This window comes from Pseudomonas sp. B21-048 (assembly GCF_024748615.1).
Lineage (GTDB): Bacteria > Pseudomonadota > Gammaproteobacteria > Pseudomonadales > Pseudomonadaceae > Aquipseudomonas.
Genome location: NZ_CP087168.1, coordinates 5,302,409 through 5,318,181, shown reverse-complemented (window position 1 = coordinate 5,318,181; position 15,773 = coordinate 5,302,409). Strand labels below are relative to the sequence as shown.

18 protein-coding genes are annotated in these 15,773 nt (G+C 60.0%); 8 read left to right on the top strand and 10 right to left on the bottom strand.

Features of this window, described 5'->3' with window-relative positions:
• Positions 1-70: 70 nt before the first annotated feature.
• From rsmD to LOY56_RS24975, 3 genes are read right to left on the bottom strand one after another with little or no spacing between them, the layout of a single operon-like run.
• Complete coding sequence (gene rsmD / locus LOY56_RS24985) at positions 71-688, bottom strand: 16S rRNA (guanine(966)-N(2))-methyltransferase RsmD (RefSeq protein WP_258617924.1); 618 nt, start codon at positions 686-688, stop codon at positions 71-73.
• The gene (locus LOY56_RS24980; RefSeq protein ID WP_258617920.1) at positions 688-2,178 is read right to left on the bottom strand and encodes a pitrilysin family protein; all 1,491 of its coding nucleotides are present in this window, start codon (positions 2,176-2,178) and stop codon (positions 688-690) included. Before LOY56_RS24980 ends, rsmD begins: the two co-directional genes overlap by 1 nt.
• Entirely contained in the window at positions 2,171-3,526 is a 1,356-nt protein-coding gene (locus LOY56_RS24975; protein WP_258617915.1) for a pitrilysin family protein, read from the bottom strand. The genes LOY56_RS24980 and LOY56_RS24975 overlap by 8 nt, the downstream gene beginning before the upstream one ends.
• Before the next feature lie 343 nt (positions 3,527-3,869).
• Here LOY56_RS24975 and ftsY point away from each other — a divergent pair, with 343 nt between their 5' ends.
• The 4 genes from ftsY (at position 3,870) to rpoH (ending at position 8,069) form a co-directional block, all read left to right on the top strand.
• Positions 3,870-5,408, top strand: coding sequence for a signal recognition particle-docking protein FtsY (gene ftsY / locus LOY56_RS24970; protein ID WP_258617913.1), 1,539 nt, complete (start codon positions 3,870-3,872; stop codon positions 5,406-5,408).
• Positions 5,405-6,076: a cell division ATP-binding protein FtsE gene (ftsE, locus tag LOY56_RS24965; RefSeq protein WP_007897888.1), complete on the top strand. Its 672-nt coding sequence runs from the start codon at positions 5,405-5,407 to the stop codon at positions 6,074-6,076. The genes ftsY and ftsE overlap by 4 nt, the downstream gene beginning before the upstream one ends.
• A complete protein-coding gene (gene ftsX, locus LOY56_RS24960; RefSeq protein ID WP_258617908.1) occupies positions 6,073-7,101 on the top strand; it encodes a permease-like cell division protein FtsX in 1,029 nt (342 codons plus the stop codon). Before ftsE ends, ftsX begins: the two co-directional genes overlap by 4 nt.
• 113 nt (positions 7,102-7,214) lie before the next feature.
• Positions 7,215-8,069 carry an RNA polymerase sigma factor RpoH gene (gene rpoH, locus LOY56_RS24955; RefSeq protein WP_007897890.1) on the top strand — a complete coding sequence of 285 codons (855 nt, stop codon included), beginning with the start codon at positions 7,215-7,217 and terminating at the stop codon, positions 8,067-8,069.
• Positions 8,070-8,153: 84 nt separating this feature from the next.
• On the opposite strand, the gene mtgA is transcribed toward rpoH, so the two are convergent.
• Positions 8,154-8,876, bottom strand: coding sequence for a monofunctional biosynthetic peptidoglycan transglycosylase (mtgA, locus tag LOY56_RS24950; protein WP_258617906.1), 723 nt, complete (start codon positions 8,874-8,876; stop codon positions 8,154-8,156).
• Positions 8,877-8,950: 74 nt separating this feature from the next.
• Here mtgA and LOY56_RS24945 point away from each other — a divergent pair, with 74 nt between their 5' ends.
• From LOY56_RS24945 to trmB, 4 genes are all read left to right on the top strand, one after another.
• Entirely contained in the window at positions 8,951-9,331 is a 381-nt protein-coding gene (locus LOY56_RS24945; protein WP_258617905.1) for a DUF423 domain-containing protein, read from the top strand.
• 71 nt (positions 9,332-9,402) lie between these two features.
• The gene (thiS, locus tag LOY56_RS24940; protein ID WP_258617904.1) at positions 9,403-9,603 is read left to right on the top strand and encodes a sulfur carrier protein ThiS; all 201 of its coding nucleotides are present in this window, start codon (positions 9,403-9,405) and stop codon (positions 9,601-9,603) included.
• A gap of 60 nt (positions 9,604-9,663) precedes the next feature.
• Positions 9,664-10,458, top strand: coding sequence for a thiazole synthase (locus LOY56_RS24935; protein ID WP_007897902.1), 795 nt, complete (start codon positions 9,664-9,666; stop codon positions 10,456-10,458).
• A gap of 9 nt (positions 10,459-10,467) precedes the next feature.
• Entirely contained in the window at positions 10,468-11,193 is a 726-nt protein-coding gene (trmB, locus tag LOY56_RS24930) for a tRNA (guanosine(46)-N7)-methyltransferase TrmB (protein WP_007945510.1), read from the top strand.
• Positions 11,194-11,324: 131 nt separating this feature from the next.
• On the opposite strand, the gene LOY56_RS24925 is transcribed toward trmB, so the two are convergent.
• The 6 genes from LOY56_RS24925 to LOY56_RS24900 are packed head-to-tail and all read right to left on the bottom strand — an operon-like array spanning position 11,325 to position 15,681.
• Entirely contained in the window at positions 11,325-11,648 is a 324-nt protein-coding gene (locus LOY56_RS24925; protein WP_007897907.1) for a DUF3392 domain-containing protein, read from the bottom strand.
• Between the two features lie 9 nt (positions 11,649-11,657).
• Positions 11,658-12,863, bottom strand: a complete 1,206-nt coding sequence (gene hemW / locus LOY56_RS24920) for a radical SAM family heme chaperone HemW (protein ID WP_258617900.1) — start codon at positions 12,861-12,863, stop codon at positions 11,658-11,660.
• Positions 12,860-13,456 (bottom strand): RdgB/HAM1 family non-canonical purine NTP pyrophosphatase, encoded by a 597-nt coding sequence (gene rdgB / locus LOY56_RS24915; RefSeq protein ID WP_258617897.1) that lies wholly within the window; start codon positions 13,454-13,456, stop codon positions 12,860-12,862. The genes hemW and rdgB overlap by 4 nt, the downstream gene beginning before the upstream one ends.
• Complete coding sequence (locus tag LOY56_RS24910; protein WP_258617895.1) at positions 13,453-13,887, bottom strand: DUF4426 domain-containing protein; 435 nt, start codon at positions 13,885-13,887, stop codon at positions 13,453-13,455. The genes rdgB and LOY56_RS24910 overlap by 4 nt, the downstream gene beginning before the upstream one ends.
• A 26-nt stretch (positions 13,888-13,913) precedes the next feature.
• Positions 13,914-14,534, bottom strand: coding sequence for a methionine biosynthesis protein MetW (gene metW, locus LOY56_RS24905; protein WP_007939351.1), 621 nt, complete (start codon positions 14,532-14,534; stop codon positions 13,914-13,916).
• A gap of 7 nt (positions 14,535-14,541) precedes the next feature.
• Positions 14,542-15,681 carry a homoserine O-acetyltransferase gene (locus LOY56_RS24900; protein ID WP_258617893.1) on the bottom strand — a complete coding sequence of 380 codons (1,140 nt, stop codon included), beginning with the start codon at positions 15,679-15,681 and terminating at the stop codon, positions 14,542-14,544.
• Between the last annotated feature and the right edge of the window lie 92 nt (positions 15,682-15,773).

The following is a 15,773-nucleotide window of genomic DNA, read 5'->3' as shown; positions in this document are numbered from 1 at the left end:
TGCTCTCGATGCAGCGGTGCTTACCCGCAGCGTTAACTGACTGAGCTTCGCACCGTTTCTACAGGCCGGACTAACCGGCGATCCCTGCCATACGTTGCCACAACGCGTAGTACACCCGTCCTGATTTTTGCTCCCGATGCAGGCGCCAATTTTCTGGCAAACCCAATATCGACGGTGCCGTTTCGCTTTCAGTGTAGACCCACGCATCGTCACTCAGCCAATGACGCTCTTCGAGCAACGTGCAAACGGCCGGCAACAGATTCTGATTAAACGGCGGGTCGAGAAACACCAGATCGAATGCCGTTGCCGGTTGGGTTTCCAGATAGCGCAAGGCGTCGGCAGTCTGTACCTGACCAGTCGTGCAGCGCAGGGTGCCCAGATGTTCCTTGATGCTCGCTACCGCGATGTTGCTGGCATCCAGCGCCTGGCCCATTGCTGCGCCACGGGACAAAGCCTCGAGAAACAACGCGCCGCTACCGGCAAAGGGGTCGAGCACCTTGGCCCCGGCGACATAAGGCGCGAGCCAGTTGAACAGGGTTTCACGGACTCGGTCCGGTGTTGGACGCAAGCCTGGCGCATCGGGGAAGCTCAGCTTTCGGCTGCCCCATTGGCCGCCAATGATGCGCAGTTGATTCACACCGTTATGCACGTTGTGAACAGGTTTTTTTGGACGCGATGGACTGGCCATTAATGCTCCGGAACCCCGAGCGGTTGCTCGGCAGGTTTGTCTGTGGGGGCCGGCAAAGGCTTTTGTGGCACGGTCGGGCCAACGCTGACGATGACCAGTTTGTCCGTGCTCAGGTGTTTGTTCAGTGCAGCTTTGACTTGCTCGACGGTCAGGCTCTGGGACTGCTGCATGAAGTCTTCCAGATAGCTCAACGGCAAGTTGTAGAAACCCATGGCGCCAAGCTGACCGACGATATCGGCGTTACTGGCGGTGGACAGCGGAAAGCTGCCGGCCAGTTCACGCTTGGCGTCGTCGAGTTCTTTCTCGGTGGGGCCGGTTTTAAGGTAGTCGGCGAGCACATCCTGCACCAGTTTCAGCGTACCTTCGCTCATCTCGGCACGGGTTTGCAGGTTGATCATGAATGGGCCGCGAACCTGCATCGGGCTGAAACCCGAATACACGCCGTAAGCCAGGCCGCGCTTCTCGCGCACTTCGCTCATCAACCGGGTACCGAAGCCACCGCCGCCAAGGATCTGATTGCCCAGCGACAGCGCCGCGTAATCCGGATCGTCACGGTCGATGCCCAGTTGCGCGATCATCAGGTTGGTCTGCTTGGACGGAAACTCGATGTGGCCGATGCTGGGCTTGGGGTCGGTCGGTTGTTCGATTTTTGCCAAGGCCGGCCCTTTGGGCAGGTCGGCGGAGACTTGTGCGGCAACCGCCTCGGCCTCGGCGCGCGACAAGTCGCCCACCAACGCAATCACCACGTTGCCAGCAGCGTAGGCTTTCTGATGGAAGGCCCGCAGCTGCGCCAGGGTGATCGGTGGAATGCTTTTCGCCGTGCCATCGCTGGAATGCGCGTACGGGTGATCGCCATACAAGCGGTTCATCAGCTCCAGGCTGGCGAGTTTGCCGGGGTTCTGTTTCTGGTATTCGAAGCCGGCCAGCATCTGGTTCTTGATGCGGGCAAACGAATCGGCGGGGAAGGTCGGTTTACCGACGACTTCAGCGAACAGCTTCAAGGCCGGCGCGCGTTTGTCCGCGGCACTGAGACTGCGCAGCGAGGCAATCGCCATGTCTTTATAGGCGCCGTTACCGAAATCGGCCCCCAGCCCTTCGAAGCCCTGGGCGATAGCGCCGACGTCTTTGCCAGCCACACCTTCGTTGAGCATGGCGTTGGTCAACAGTGCCAGGCCGGATGCATCGCCGTCCTGGCTGCTGCCAGCGGCGAAAGTCAGGCGCATGTCGAACATCGGCAGCTCACGGGCTTCGACGAACAGCACCTTGGCACCTTCGGCGGTGTTCCAGGTCTGCACGTTCAGTGAGCGATGGCTTGGGGCCTTGCCGTCGAGCTCCGTCAACGATTGCAGTTTCTGGCTCGCCTTGGCTTTGTCGAGGGCTTCGCTGGCGCTGGTTTCATCAGGCTTGGAAAAATAGAAGGCGGCGGACCCGAGCAGTGCAATGACGATCAGGCCGATCAGGGCCAGGCGCGGTTTTTTACGCTCACTCATGAGTCGTCTCCTGTGGCAGTACATGGGCGACGCTGAGACGTGCGCGAGTGAAATACAGCTTGGCGGCCTTCTGGATGTCATGCGGGGTCACGCTTTCCAGATCGGCGAGTTCGGTGTCCATCAGTTTCCAGGACAGCCCGACGGTTTCCAGTTGGCCGATGGCGGTGGCCTGGCTGGTGATCGAGTCACGCTCGTAGACCAGGCCGGCAATGACCTGCGCTCGCACGCGCTCCAGTTCTTCAGTGGATGGCGCGGTGGTTTTCAGCTGTTCGAGCAGTTTCCACAGGCCGGCTTCCGCCTGGGCCATGGTTTTCTTCTTCTGGGTGTTCGGCGTGGCCGACAAAGTGAACAGGCTGTCGCCACGGGTATAGGCGTCGTAGCTCGACGAACCGCCGGACACCAGTTCTTCGCCGCGTTCCAGTTGCGTCGGGATCCGGCCGCTGTAGCCGCCGTCGAGCAGTGCGGAGATCAGGCGCAGGGCATTCACCGATCGCTTGTCTTCGGCGGTGGCGATGCTCGGCACGTTGAAGGCCAGCATCAGGCTCGGCAATTGAGTCTGCACATGCAGGATGATTTTCCGTTCGCCGGGCTCGGCCAGTTCCAGCGGGATTTTCGCGGATGGCACGTCGCGCTTGGCGATTGGGCCGAAGTAACGCTGGGCCAGGGTTTTGACTTCGTCCGGGGTCACGTCACCGACCACTACCAGGGTAGCGTTGTTCGGCACATACCAGGATTGATACCAGTGGCGCAGTTCTTCGATCTTCATGCGGTCGAGGTCCGCCATCCAGCCGATGGTCGGCGTGTGATAACCGCTGGCAGGGTAGGCCATGGCCATGAAGCGTTCGTAGGCCTTGGACATCGGCTTGTCGTCGGTGCGCAGGCGACGTTCTTCCTTGATCACCTCGATCTCGCGGGTGAACTCGTCGGCTGGCAGGCGCAGGTTGGCCATGCGGTCGGCTTCCAGCTCGAAGGCCACGCCCAGACGATCACGGGCCAGCACTTGGTAATAAGCGGTGAAGTCATCGCTGGTGAAGGCGTTCTCTTCGGCACCGAGGTCGCGCAAGATCAGCGACGCTTCGCCGGGGCCGACTTTCTCGCTGCCCTTGAACATCATGTGTTCCAGCGCGTGGGACAGCCCGGTCTGGCCCGGGGTCTCATAGCTTGAGCCAACCTTGTACCAGACCTGGGAAACGACGACCGGTGCACGATGGTCTTCGCGCACGACAACCTTCAGGCCGTTGTCGAGGGTGAATTCGTGGGTGGGTTGTGGATCGGCAGCCAGGGCTGAAAGGGGCAGACAAACTGTGCTGAACAGCAGGCCTGCAGCGCGGCGGGCTAGAGCATTCATTCGTTTTTAAACCTGTTGGGCTGCCCGCTTGGTCTTAGCGTCGGCGGGCGAGAGGGTGCTAGGATACTGATCCGTTTTACTGGCGGCCACGCCTATCAGGCCTTTGTGTTTGATCAGGCTGTATAGGTTTGCGACGGAAGGCATGTGTTTAGCAGCTAAACTCTGCTTTTTCGCCGATTTTGCCGGTCTAGTCCTTCGTGAAATCGTATCTTTGAGGTGCCGTTCGTACCTCGACAAAATGTTGCGCGCGAACAAGCTGGATGAATCGCAGTCTGTTCTGCATCGAATTATTTATTGCCGAGGCGCCCTTTGGCGCGTCGCTACTGTGAGATAGCCGTCCTCCATGTTTGGTTCCAACGACGACAAGAAGACCCCAGCTGCGGCTGGCGAAAAGAAAAGCCTGTTCGGATGGCTGCGCAAAAAGCCGCAGGAACCCGTTATCGAACAGCCACAGCCACTTCCTGAGCCAACACCTGCGCCGGTCATGGAACAAGTGCCTGCGCCGATTGCCCTGCCGATCGCCGAGCCGGTGCTGCAACCCGCGGCCGAGCCTGCGCCTGAGCCTGAAACCGTAGTCGTGGCCCCGTTGCCACTGACGCCAGCCGCCGAGCCATGGCTGACGTTGCCGGTGGCGGAAGAGCCGGTGGCGTTGGTCGAAGATGAGCAAGCGGTTCACATCACGCCACCGATTCCGGCCCAGGCCGCATTTGCTCCTGAGCCGGTTCAGGCGCCAGTGGTTGAGCCGGTCGTTGAACCTGTGTTCGTGGCCGAGCCTGCACCGGTTGTTCCAGAACCAGAAGTGCCGGTATTTGTTGCTCCCGCTCCGGTTACTCCGATTGTTCAAGCACCAGAGCCTGCACCTGCACCTGCACCGGTCATCGTTCCTGTTGTCGCCACGCCCGTTGCTCCCGTCGAAACACCGGTCGAGCCTGTGCGTACCGAAGAGTCCAAGGCCGGTTTCTTCGCCCGCCTCAAGCAAGGCCTGTCCAAGACCAGCGCCAGCATTGGCGAGGGCATGGCCAGCCTGTTCCTCGGCAAGAAAATCATCGATGACGAGTTGCTCGAAGACATCGAAACCCGTCTGCTGACCGCCGATGTCGGCGTCGAAGCAACGTCGGTAATCATTCAACGCCTGACCCAGAAAGTCGCCCGCAAAGAACTGGCCGACGCCGACGCCTTGTACAAATCCCTGCAAGCCGAACTGGCAGCGATGCTCAAGCCCGTCGAACAGCCGTTGAAAATCACCTCGCAGAACAAGCCGTTCGTGATTCTGGTGGTGGGCGTCAACGGCGCCGGTAAAACCACGACCATTGGCAAACTGGCGAAGAAACTGCAACTGGACGGCAAGAAAGTCATGCTTGCCGCCGGTGACACCTTTCGCGCCGCAGCGGTCGAGCAATTGCAGGTCTGGGGTGAGCGCAACAAGATTCCGGTCATCGCCCAGCACACCGGCGCCGACTCGGCTTCGGTCATCTTCGATGCCGTGCAGGCCGCCAAGGCCCGGGGTATTGACGTGCTGATCGCCGACACCGCCGGTCGTTTGCACACCAAAGACAACCTGATGGAAGAACTGAAAAAAGTTCGCCGGGTAATCGGCAAGCTCGACGCCGATGCGCCGCACGAGGTGCTGTTGGTGCTCGACGCCGGTACCGGCCAGAACGCCATCAATCAGGCCAAGCAATTCAACCAGACCGTCGAACTGACCGGCCTGGCACTGACTAAACTCGACGGCACCGCCAAGGGCGGGGTGATTTTCGCCCTGGCCAAGCAGTTTGGCTTGCCGATTCGCTACATCGGCGTCGGTGAAGGCATCGATGATTTGCGTACTTTTGAAGCAGAACCCTTTGTCCAGGCATTGTTTGCCGAGCGGGAGCGTTCATGATTCGTTTCGAACAGGTCGGTAAACGCTACCCGAACGGTCACGTCGGCTTGCATGAGCTGAGCTTTCGAGTCCGTCGGGGCGAATTCTTGTTTGTCACCGGCCATTCCGGCGCTGGCAAAAGCACCTTGTTGCGGCTGTTGCTGGCCATGGAGCGTCCGACCACCGGCAAATTGCTGCTGGCAGGGCAAGACCTGAGCACCATCAGCAATGCGCAGATTCCGTTCCTGCGCAGGCAGATTGGCGTGGTGTTCCAGAATCACCAGTTGCTGTTCGATCGCACGGTGTTCAATAACGTCGCGTTGCCGTTGCAGATCCTTGGCCTGTCAAAGGCCGAAGTCGCCAAGCGCGTGGACTCGGCCCTGGAGCGCGTGGCGCTCTCGGACAAGACCGATCTTTACCCCGGCGACCTGTCCACGGGTCAGCAACAACGCGTCGGCATCGCCCGCGCCATCGTTCATCGTCCGGCCTTGCTGCTGGCGGACGAGCCCACCGGTAACCTCGACCCGCGTCTGGCGGCAGAAATCATGGGCGTGTTTGAAGACATCAACCGTCTGGGCACCAGTGTGCTGATCGCCAGTCACGACCTGGCCCTGATTGCCCGCATGCGTCATCGCATGCTCACCCTGCAGCGTGGCCGATTGATCGGCGACGGGGAGGCTGGCGTATGAGTGCGACACGGAGCCCCAAGGTTTCCGAGCGCGTGGCCCCGAAGGCTGCCGATCCACAACCGCAGCAGCAGAAGAAAAAGCGCGACGATGACGATGGCCCGGATTTCTCTACGCTGTTCCGTGCCTGGGTCGAAAGCCATCGTGCCAGTCTGCTGGACAGCTTGCGCCGCTTGGGTAAACACCCGATCGGCAGCTTTTTCACCTGCATGGTGATGGCAGTGGCCCTCAGCTTGCCGATGGGCCTGTCACTTTTGCTAAGTAACGTCGAGCGTCTCGGCGGTTCCTGGCAGCGTGCTGCGCAGATTTCCCTGTACCTGCAACTCGATGCCAGCCCTGAACAGGGCGAATCGTTGCGTGAGCAGATCAAGGGCATGCCGGGCGTGGCCGACGCCGAATACGTGGGTCGTGATCAGGCACTGGAAGAGTTCCAGCAACAGTCCGGACTGGGCGAAGCGCTCAAGGAACTCCCGGAAAACCCGCTGCCGGGCGTGGTCCTGGTGACCCCGGATGAGGTCGACAAGCCCACGCTTGAAGCATTGAGACAAAAACTTTCCGAATTGCCGAAGGTACAACAGGCACAACTTGATCTAGTCTGGGTCGAGCGTCTGGCAGCCATCCTCAAGCTGGGTGACCGTTTTGTCTTTGGTCTGACCGTGCTTTTGGTTTCTGCATTACTTTTGGTGATAGGCAATACCATTCGTCTTCATATTGAAAACCGCCGCACAGAGATAGAAGTGATTAAACTCGTCGGCGGCACTGACAGCTATGTGCGCAGGCCCTTTCTGTATATGGGCGCGCTTTATGGCTTCGGTGCGGGGATTCTTTCCTGGGGTGTACTGGCGTTCGGCCTGAACTGGCTGAACGACGCGGTGGTTGGACTGGCCGGGTTGTACGGCAGTGATTTTGCGCTGGCCGGAGTGCCTGTTGCCGACGGTCTGTCGCTCTTGCTTGGCGCGGTGCTGTTGGGGTATATCGGTGCATGGATTGCAGTCGCACGCCACCTGCGGGAGCTTGCGCCAAAGTAATATCATTTTGCTCGTATTGACCTTTCAGCGTTTATGGGAACTTGTCTTTTGGTTTCCGGTCAATTTTCGCAGTGCTGAACTGCACGAGTTAGGTAAGTCGGAGGTTTTTTCGTATGACCAATTCTTTGCAACCTGCATATGCTCTGGTCCCGGGTGCGAACCTGGAGGCCTATGTGCACACGGTGAACAGCATTCCATTGCTGACGCCGGAGCAGGAGCGTGAACTGGCCGAGAGTCTCTATTATGAGCAGGATTTGGGGGCGGCTCGGCAGATGGTGCTCGCCCACCTGCGTTTTGTCGTACACATTGCCCGTAGCTATTCCGGCTACGGCCTGGCCCAGGCTGACCTGATCCAGGAAGGCAACGTCGGCCTGATGAAAGCGGTCAAGCGTTTCAACCCGGAAATGGGTGTTCGCCTGGTGTCCTTTGCGGTGCACTGGATCAAGGCAGAAATCCACGAGTTCATCCTGCGCAACTGGCGGATCGTGAAAGTCGCGACCACCAAGGCTCAGCGCAAGTTGTTCTTCAACCTGCGCAGCCAGAAAAAACGTCTGGCCTGGCTGAACAACGAGGAAGTCCATCGCGTGGCGGAAAGCCTCGGCGTAGAGCCGCGGGAAGTGCGCGAGATGGAAAGTCGCCTGACCGGCCATGACATGGCCTTCGATCCGGCCGCGGAAGCGGACGACGACAGTGCATTCCAATCGCCGGCCAATTATCTGGAAGACCACCGGTACGACCCGGCCCGTCAACTGGAAGATGCCGACTGGAGCGACAACTCGAACCACAACCTGCACGAAGCGCTTGAAGTGCTGGACGACCGCAGCCGCGATATTCTCTATCAGCGCTGGCTGGCAGAAGAAAAAGCTACGCTGCACGACCTGGCGCAGAAGTACAACGTCTCGGCCGAGCGTATTCGTCAGCTCGAGAAGAGTGCGATGAACAAGCTCAAGTTGTCGATCGCCGCGTAACCCGCGCACCGGCAATAAAAAACGCCCCGATCATTGATCGGGGCGTTTTTGTTGGTGCCCAATATTTCACTGTTCTGCGTCACGTCATTGAGACCAAGGCGCCCGACGCGAATCATTGAGCCCGAGCAGATAACTGTCCCCGCCCAACTGACTCATCTGCTGGCGAATCCACCCGGCCCGTCTTGCAACGTAAGAGGTTGGATGGCTGGCGCTCCACACCCGCGGGTTCGGCAGTACCGCAGCCAGCAAACTCGCCTGCTGTCGGGATATCGAGCGAGCGCCCACACCGAAGTGATGCCGAGCCGCTGCTTCGGCGCCAAACACCCCTTCATCCCACTCGACGCTGTTGAGGTATACCTCAAGAATCCGCTGCTTGGGCCAGAACACCTCGATCAGCCCGGTAAACCAGACTTCCAGGCCTTTGCGCAGCCAGCTGCGGCCAGACCACAGAAACAGATTCTTCGACACTTGCTGGCTCAGAGTGCTGGCACCACGAATCGAGCCACCGCGTTCGTTATGCGCAAACGCCGCCTGAATCGCGCCGATATCAAAGCCCCAATGCTCGGGAAATTTCTGATCCTCACCCGCAATCACCGCAACTTTCAGGTCGTCGGAGATTTCATCCCAGGGTTTCCAGGTGCGTTGCACGTCGATCGGTTCGCCGTCGAACCAGGATTCGATCTTGCGCTCGACCATCAGCGCCGTTCCCGGTGGTGGCACCACTCGAAACAGCAACACCAGCAATACGCTGCCGCCCGCGAACCAGAGCAGGGCCTTCGTGAAACGACGGAAAATTAAACGCAGCATAGAGATGGCTTGGCCGAACCCGTTGAGCCGGCCATTATACAGACCCTGTTGATCGAGTCTGACTGGAGTTCTTCATGTTGCGTGGCTTCCTGATGCTGGCTGCTTTTTTTGGCTTCACCGGTGTCGCCTTGGGCGCATTCGCCGCTCATGGCCTGAAAAGCCGCCTGAGCGCCGAGTACCTGGCGATTTTCCATACGGGCGTCACCTATCAACTGGTGCACACCCTGGCGTTGCTGGGTGTAGCGCTGCTCGCCACGCAAATGCCCGGTCGACTGATCACCTGGGCCGGCGCATCATTTGCTATTGGCATTCTGTTGTTTTCCGGCAGCCTGTACCTGCTGACGATAACGGGCATCAGCAAGCTCGGGATCGTTACGCCCTTCGGTGGCCTGGCATTCCTGATCGGTTGGGTTTGCCTGGGGCTTGCCGCCTGGCGCTTGCAGCTTACCGCTTGACGCTTGTTGCTGACCTTTAGGTCATGATCGGGCTAGAATGCCAGCCCCTAGAAATGATGGCGGCATTCGGTATGCGCATTCAATTGAACGGCGAATCCCTTGAACTGCCCGACGGTGAAACCGTTGCGGCCCTGCTGACCCGTCTGGAACTGACCGGACGCCGGGTGGCGGTCGAACTCAATCTGGATATCGTCCCGCGCAGTCAACATGCCGGCACCACGCTGAACGACGGCGATTCTGTCGAAGTCGTTCACGCCATCGGCGGCGGCTAGCCGTGCAGCCCGCAAGGGCACAGAATTCTGCAAGAACCTCACCCCTACAGAGGATTTCCCATGAGCATCGTTCGTAGCGACAAGCCCTTCGTCCTGGCCGGTCGTACTTACCAGTCGCGTTTGCTGGTAGGCACCGGCAAGTACCGCGACATGGAAGAAACCCGCCTGGCCATCGAAGCCTCCGGCGCCGAGATCGTGACCTTCGCCGTGCGCCGCACCAACCTCGGCCAGAACCCGGGCGAACCGAACCTGCTCGAAGTCCTGTCGCCGGATCGCTACACCTTCCTGCCTAACACCGCCGGCTGCTTCGACGCTACCGAGGCTGTGCGCACCTGCCGCCTGGCCCGTGAGCTGCTCGGCGGCCACAACCTGGTGAAGCTGGAAGTGCTGGCGGACCAGAAAACCCTGTTCCCTAACGTGATCGAAACCCTCAAGGCCGCCGAAGTGCTGGTCAAGGAAGGTTTCGACGTGATGGTGTACACCAGCGATGATCCGATCATTGCCCGTCAACTGGCGGAAATCGGCTGCATCGCGGTCATGCCGCTGGCCGGCCTGATCGGCACAGGCCTGGGGATCTGCAACCCGTACAACCTGCAGATCATCCTCGAAGAAGCCAAGATTCCCGTGCTGGTAGATGCCGGTGTCGGCACCGCTTCCGACGCCACCATCGCCATGGAACTGGGTTGCGAAGCGGTGCTGATGAACTCGGCCATCGCCCATGCCCAGCAGCCGATCATGATGGCCGAAGCCATGAAACACGCCATCGTGGCAGGTCGCTTGGCCTACCTCGCCGGCCGCATGCCGAAAAAACTTTATGCCAGCGCCTCCTCGCCGCTGGATGGTCTGATCAAGTAAGAGCCATTGATGACTGAATCAAACGACACGCCTATCCAGACGGAAGAAGGCGAAGAGCGCCAACACCGCCGCATCAAGAGTTTCGTGATGCGCGCCGGGCGAATGACTGAAGGCCAGCAAAAAGGTCTGGAGCAGGGCACGCCGCTGTTCGTACTGCCTTTGGCCGATGCGCCGGTGGACTTCGATCAGGTGTTCGGTCGCTCGGCACCGCGCTCGCTGGAAATCGGCTTCGGCATGGGCCATTCGCTGCTGGAAATGGCCGCGGCCTCGCCGGAGCAGGATTTCATTGGCGTTGAGGTTCACCGTCCGGGTGTCGGCGCGCTGCTCAATGGTGTGCTGACTCAGGGCCTGACCAACCTGCGCGTCTACGATTGCGATGCGATCGAAGTGCTCAACCGTTGCATCGCCGACAACAGCCTCGATCGCCTGATGCTGTTTTTCCCGGACCCGTGGCACAAGAGCCGCCACCACAAGCGTCGTATCGTTCAGGCGTCGTTCGCTGAGCTGGTGCGCAGCAAGTTGAAAGTCGGCGGTGTGTTGCACATGGCCACCGACTGGGAACCGTACGCCGAGTACATGCTGGAAGTGATGAACGTCGCGCCGGGCTATCGCAACCTCGCCGAAGACGGCAAATGCGTCCCACGCCCGACTGAACGCCCGATCACCAAGTTCGAACGCCGCGGCGAACGCCTTGGGCATGGCGTGTGGGATTTGAAGTTCGAAAAACAGTCTTAAGCGATGCGCAATGATCGTTCCCACGCTCCGCGTGGGAATGCCTCAACGGACGCTCCGCGTTCGGCTCTGAATGGGACGCGGAGCGTCCCTGGCTGCATTCCCATGCAGAGCGTGGGAACGATCGTCAGTCCTCAGCGGCGGTCGGCTACGACACCGATGAGCACCAGCACCACCAATAGCACCGGTGCCAGGCTGTAGTTGTTGAACTGGCTCAGGCCTTTGATGATCCATGGCGTGGCATAGATCAGCGCCACGCCGCTGCCGACCATGCACAGCAGGGCCATCAGCGGGACGCGCAAGGCGCCGGCGATGCTGCCCAAGCGTTGGTCGACCCAGCCTTTGATGTCGGCGCCAAACAGCACCAGCAAGCATCCCACCAGCGCCAGAGAGATTTCCGACAGGTTGCTACGGCTCCAGCGGGACACGGTGGCGAGCAGGTCGAGTACCAGATCCATTCGATTTCCTTATGTCAGAAAATTCTGCAGCAAGTCATTGAGAAAGAGTTGTCCGCGCAGCGTGGCCGCCAGACGTGACGGTTCGACCTGCAACAAGCCACTTTGTTCGGCTTCGCGGCGGCCTTCGGCGAGGCTTTCCAGGGGCAGCCCGGTACGCTCTGGATACAATCGCGCTTCGACGCCCTCGGTCAGGCGCAAGGCGTTCATCAGGAACTCGAACGGCAGCTCTTCGTTGGTCAGGGCTTTCTCGCCGGCCTGAAAGCTTTTGGCCGGGTTGAGGTAGTCCTTCGGCAGGCGGGTCTTCCAGGTGCGCACGATGCGCCCATCCGGATGGCTGAGCTTGCCGTGAGCCCCGGCACCGATGCCGATGAAGTCGCCGAAACTCCAGTAATTGAGGTTATGCCGTGCCGGACGACCGGGCAGGGCATAGGCCGAGACTTCGTATTGTGCGTAACCGTGTTCGGCCAACAGCGCCTGACCGGCCTCTTGAATATCCCACAGGGTGTCGTCTTCCGGCAGCGTCGGCGGCTGGTTCCAGAACACCGTGTTCGGTTCCAGCGTCAGCTGATACCAGGACAGGTGCGTCGGCTTCAGGGCAATGGCCTGGCGCAGGTCGTTCAGGGCATCGTCCAAGGACTGATCGGGCAAACCATGCATCAGGTCCAGATTGAAGTTGTCGAAGCCGGCCTGACGGGCCATGCCGGCGGCACGCACGGCTTCATCACCGTTGTGAATCCGTCCCAGGGCCTTGAGTTTCTCTTCCTGAAAGCTCTGGGTGCCGATCGACAGGCGATTGATGCCCAGTGCCCGGTAGGCACGAAATTTTTCCTGCTCAAACGTTCCGGGGTTGGCTTCCAGGGTGATTTCAATGTCACTGGCAAACGGAATACGTTGCTCGACGCCCTTGAGCAAACGGCCCAGCGCATCAGCACTGAACAGGCTCGGCGTACCGCCACCGAAGAAGATCGAACTCAGTTTGCGGCCATAGACCGCATGCAGGTCCTGATCGAGGTCGGCCAGCAAGGCGTCGACATATTCTTCTTCCGGCAATACGGGGCTGGCGGTGTGGGAGTTGAAGTCGCAATAAGGGCATTTGCGTACACACCACGGGATGTGGATGTACAGCGCCAGAGGCGGCAGCACGGGCAAGGGCGCTCGAGGTGATTGTGCGGCGCCGCCGAAGATCAGCGGCGACGCGGACGAGTCATGGGTCATTTCAGGCCCAGACGCTGGCGCAGCAGATCCGTTGCACGGGCGCGGTGGCTGATCTGGTTCTTTTCGCTCGGGCTCAGTTCGGCGCTGGAGCATTCGCGTTCCGGCACCCAGAACAGCGGATCGTAGCCAAAACCATGCTCACCGCTGGCCTGGGTCAGGATGCGCCCATGCCACAGGCCTTCGCAGAGGATCGGCAACGGATCGTCGGCATGACGCACCAATGCCAGCACGCAGACGAACTGCGCGCCGCGCTCGGCTTCGGGCACGTCTTTCAAGACGTCGAGCAGTTTGGCGTTGTTCGCCGCATCGCCGTTGCCGTCGGCATAACGCGCCGAATAGATACCCGGTGCACCGCCGAGGAAATCCACCGCCAGCCCGGAATCGTCGGCCAAGGCCGGCAGGCCGGAAATGCGCGAGGCATTGCGGGCCTTGAGAATGGCGTTCTCGACGAACGACAAGCCGGTTTCTTCAGGCTCGACGCTGCTGAACTCGCCGATCGAGCGCAAGTGCACCGATTCGCCGAGCATGGCCTGGAGTTCCTTGAGTTTGCCGGCGTTATGGCTGGCCAGTACGAGTTGGGTGAAATTCATCATTGGCCGGGGAAAAGCTCTTGCTGGAAATTGATGGTGTTGGTTTTGTCGCCGGTTTTAACATCGATCTTGAAGGTGCGGATTTCCTGCTGATCCACCGGGAACTGGGCGATGTAGTACACCGCGCCTGTTTCAGTGATCTGTTTGAACTTCAGCGGGATGCTTTGGCTGGTCAGGTCTTTGACCGTACCGCTGACTTGGGCCGTCTGTGGTTTACCTTCCTTGAGTACCGAGACGTTGATCACGCCCTGATTTTTGCTGCGGTTCAACTCGGCCGCTTTAGCGATCTCCGGTGTCAGGAAGGTGGAATTGAAGGTGTTGTAATGCACCGTCACATCGCCAAAGGTTTCCTTGCGCTCGCCCTTGATGACATCGGCGGCCATGGCGGTGACGCTCAGGCAGGCAGTAAGTAAAAACAGCGCTAGACGACCCATGATCGTTCTCCTCGAAGTGTCGTGATTCAGACCGCGACCTTGTGGTCCGGCAGACCGGGGCTGCTGACGCGATAGATACCGATCTCACCTAACAGATTAGGCCATAGCTTACTGGCCCACCCGTGCCGATGCTGTTGATCCACGGCAAGTCGATCAATGACCTTGGCTTCACGTTCGCGACACAGCGCTTCAAAGTCTTCGAAGGTGCAGAAGTGGATGTTCGGCGTGTTGTACCAGGTGTACGGCAGAAACTCCGAAACCGGCATCCGGCCCTTGCTCGCCAGGTACCAGCGGCAGCGCCAGTGACCGAAGTTGGGGAAGGTGATGATGCACTGGCGACCAACCCGCAGCATTTCGTCGAGGATCTTGTCCGGGTAATGCACCGCTTGCAGGGCCTGGGTCATGACCACGATGTCGAAGCTGTTGCTGGCGAAGTTGCCCAGGCCCTTGTCCAGGTCCTGCTCGATGACGTTGATGCCCTTGGCCACGCACTCGGCAATATTGTCCGGGTCGTTTTCCAGGCCATAGCCGGTGACCTGTTTGTGGTCACGCAGCCAGGTCAGCAGCTCGCCGTCACCGCAACCGAGGTCGAGCACGCGGCTGCCGGCGGGGATCCATTCCTGGATGATTTCCAGATCGGCTCTCATGTCTTCCTCAAAACGCTATACGGTTCATGTAATTGCTGAAAGCCTGCAAATAACGCGGGATCGGAATCAGGAAGGCGTCGTGGCCTTGCGGGGCATCGATCTCCAGGTAGCAGACATCTTTTCTGGCCGCCATCAGCGCGTCGACCAGTTCCCGCGAGCGGGCAGGGGAGAAGCGCCAGTCCGTGGTGAAAGACATCACGCAGAACCTGGCCGTGGCGCCGGCGAAGGTTTTCGCCAGGTCATCGTCGAAGTTCGCCGCCGGGTCGAAGTAGTCCAGCGCCTTGGTCATCAGCAGGTAGGTGTTGGCGTCGAAACGTCCGGAAAACTCCTCGCCCTGATACCGCAGGTAGCTTTCGACCTGGAACTCGACGCTGTGGAAGTCGTAGTTAAGCTTTTCGCTCTTCAGGCCGCGACCGAATTTCTCGCCCATGGAGTCGTCGGACAGGTACGTGATGTGCCCGACCATTCGCGCCAGCATCAGCCCGCGCTTGGGGATCACGCCCGCTTCCTGGAACGAGCCGCCGTGGAATTCCGGGTCGGTGAGGATTGCCTGGCGGGCGACTTCGTTGAACGCGATGTTCTGTGCCGACAGTTTCGGTGCCGAAGCGATCGCCAGGCAGTGCCGTACGCGGTCCGGGTAGGTGATGGTCCACTGCAAGGCTTGCATGCCGCCGAGGCTGCCGCCGATCACCGCCGCCCATTGGCGAATGCCGAGCAAGTCGGCGAGACGCGCCTGGCTGTGCACCCAGTCTTCCACGGTCAGGACCGGGAAATCGGCACCGAATGGCTTGCCGGTTTCCGGATTGATGCTGCTGGGGCCGGTGGAACCGTTGCATCCGCCGAGATTATTCAGGCTGACCACGAAGAACTTGTTGGTGTCGATCGGCTTGCCGGGGCCGATGCAGCTGTCCCACCAACCGGGTTTGCGGTCGTTGGGGCTGTGGAAGCCGGCGGCGTGATGGTGACCGGACAAGGCGTGGCAGATCAGCACGGCGTTGCTCGCCGTAGTGTTCAGCGTGCCGTAGGTTTCGTAGATCAGGTCATAAGCGGGCAGCGAACGTCCGCAGGCCAAGGCCAGGGGTTCACTGAAGTGCGCCACTTGCGGCGTCACTAGACCAACAGAATCGGGGGGGAAGGCAGCTGGCATCGACCCTGCTCTCATTGAAATGAGGCGTAAGTCTAAAGACCGCTGCCCGTAGCAGCAAGCGACGACCTATGATCGTTACCACGCTCCGCGTG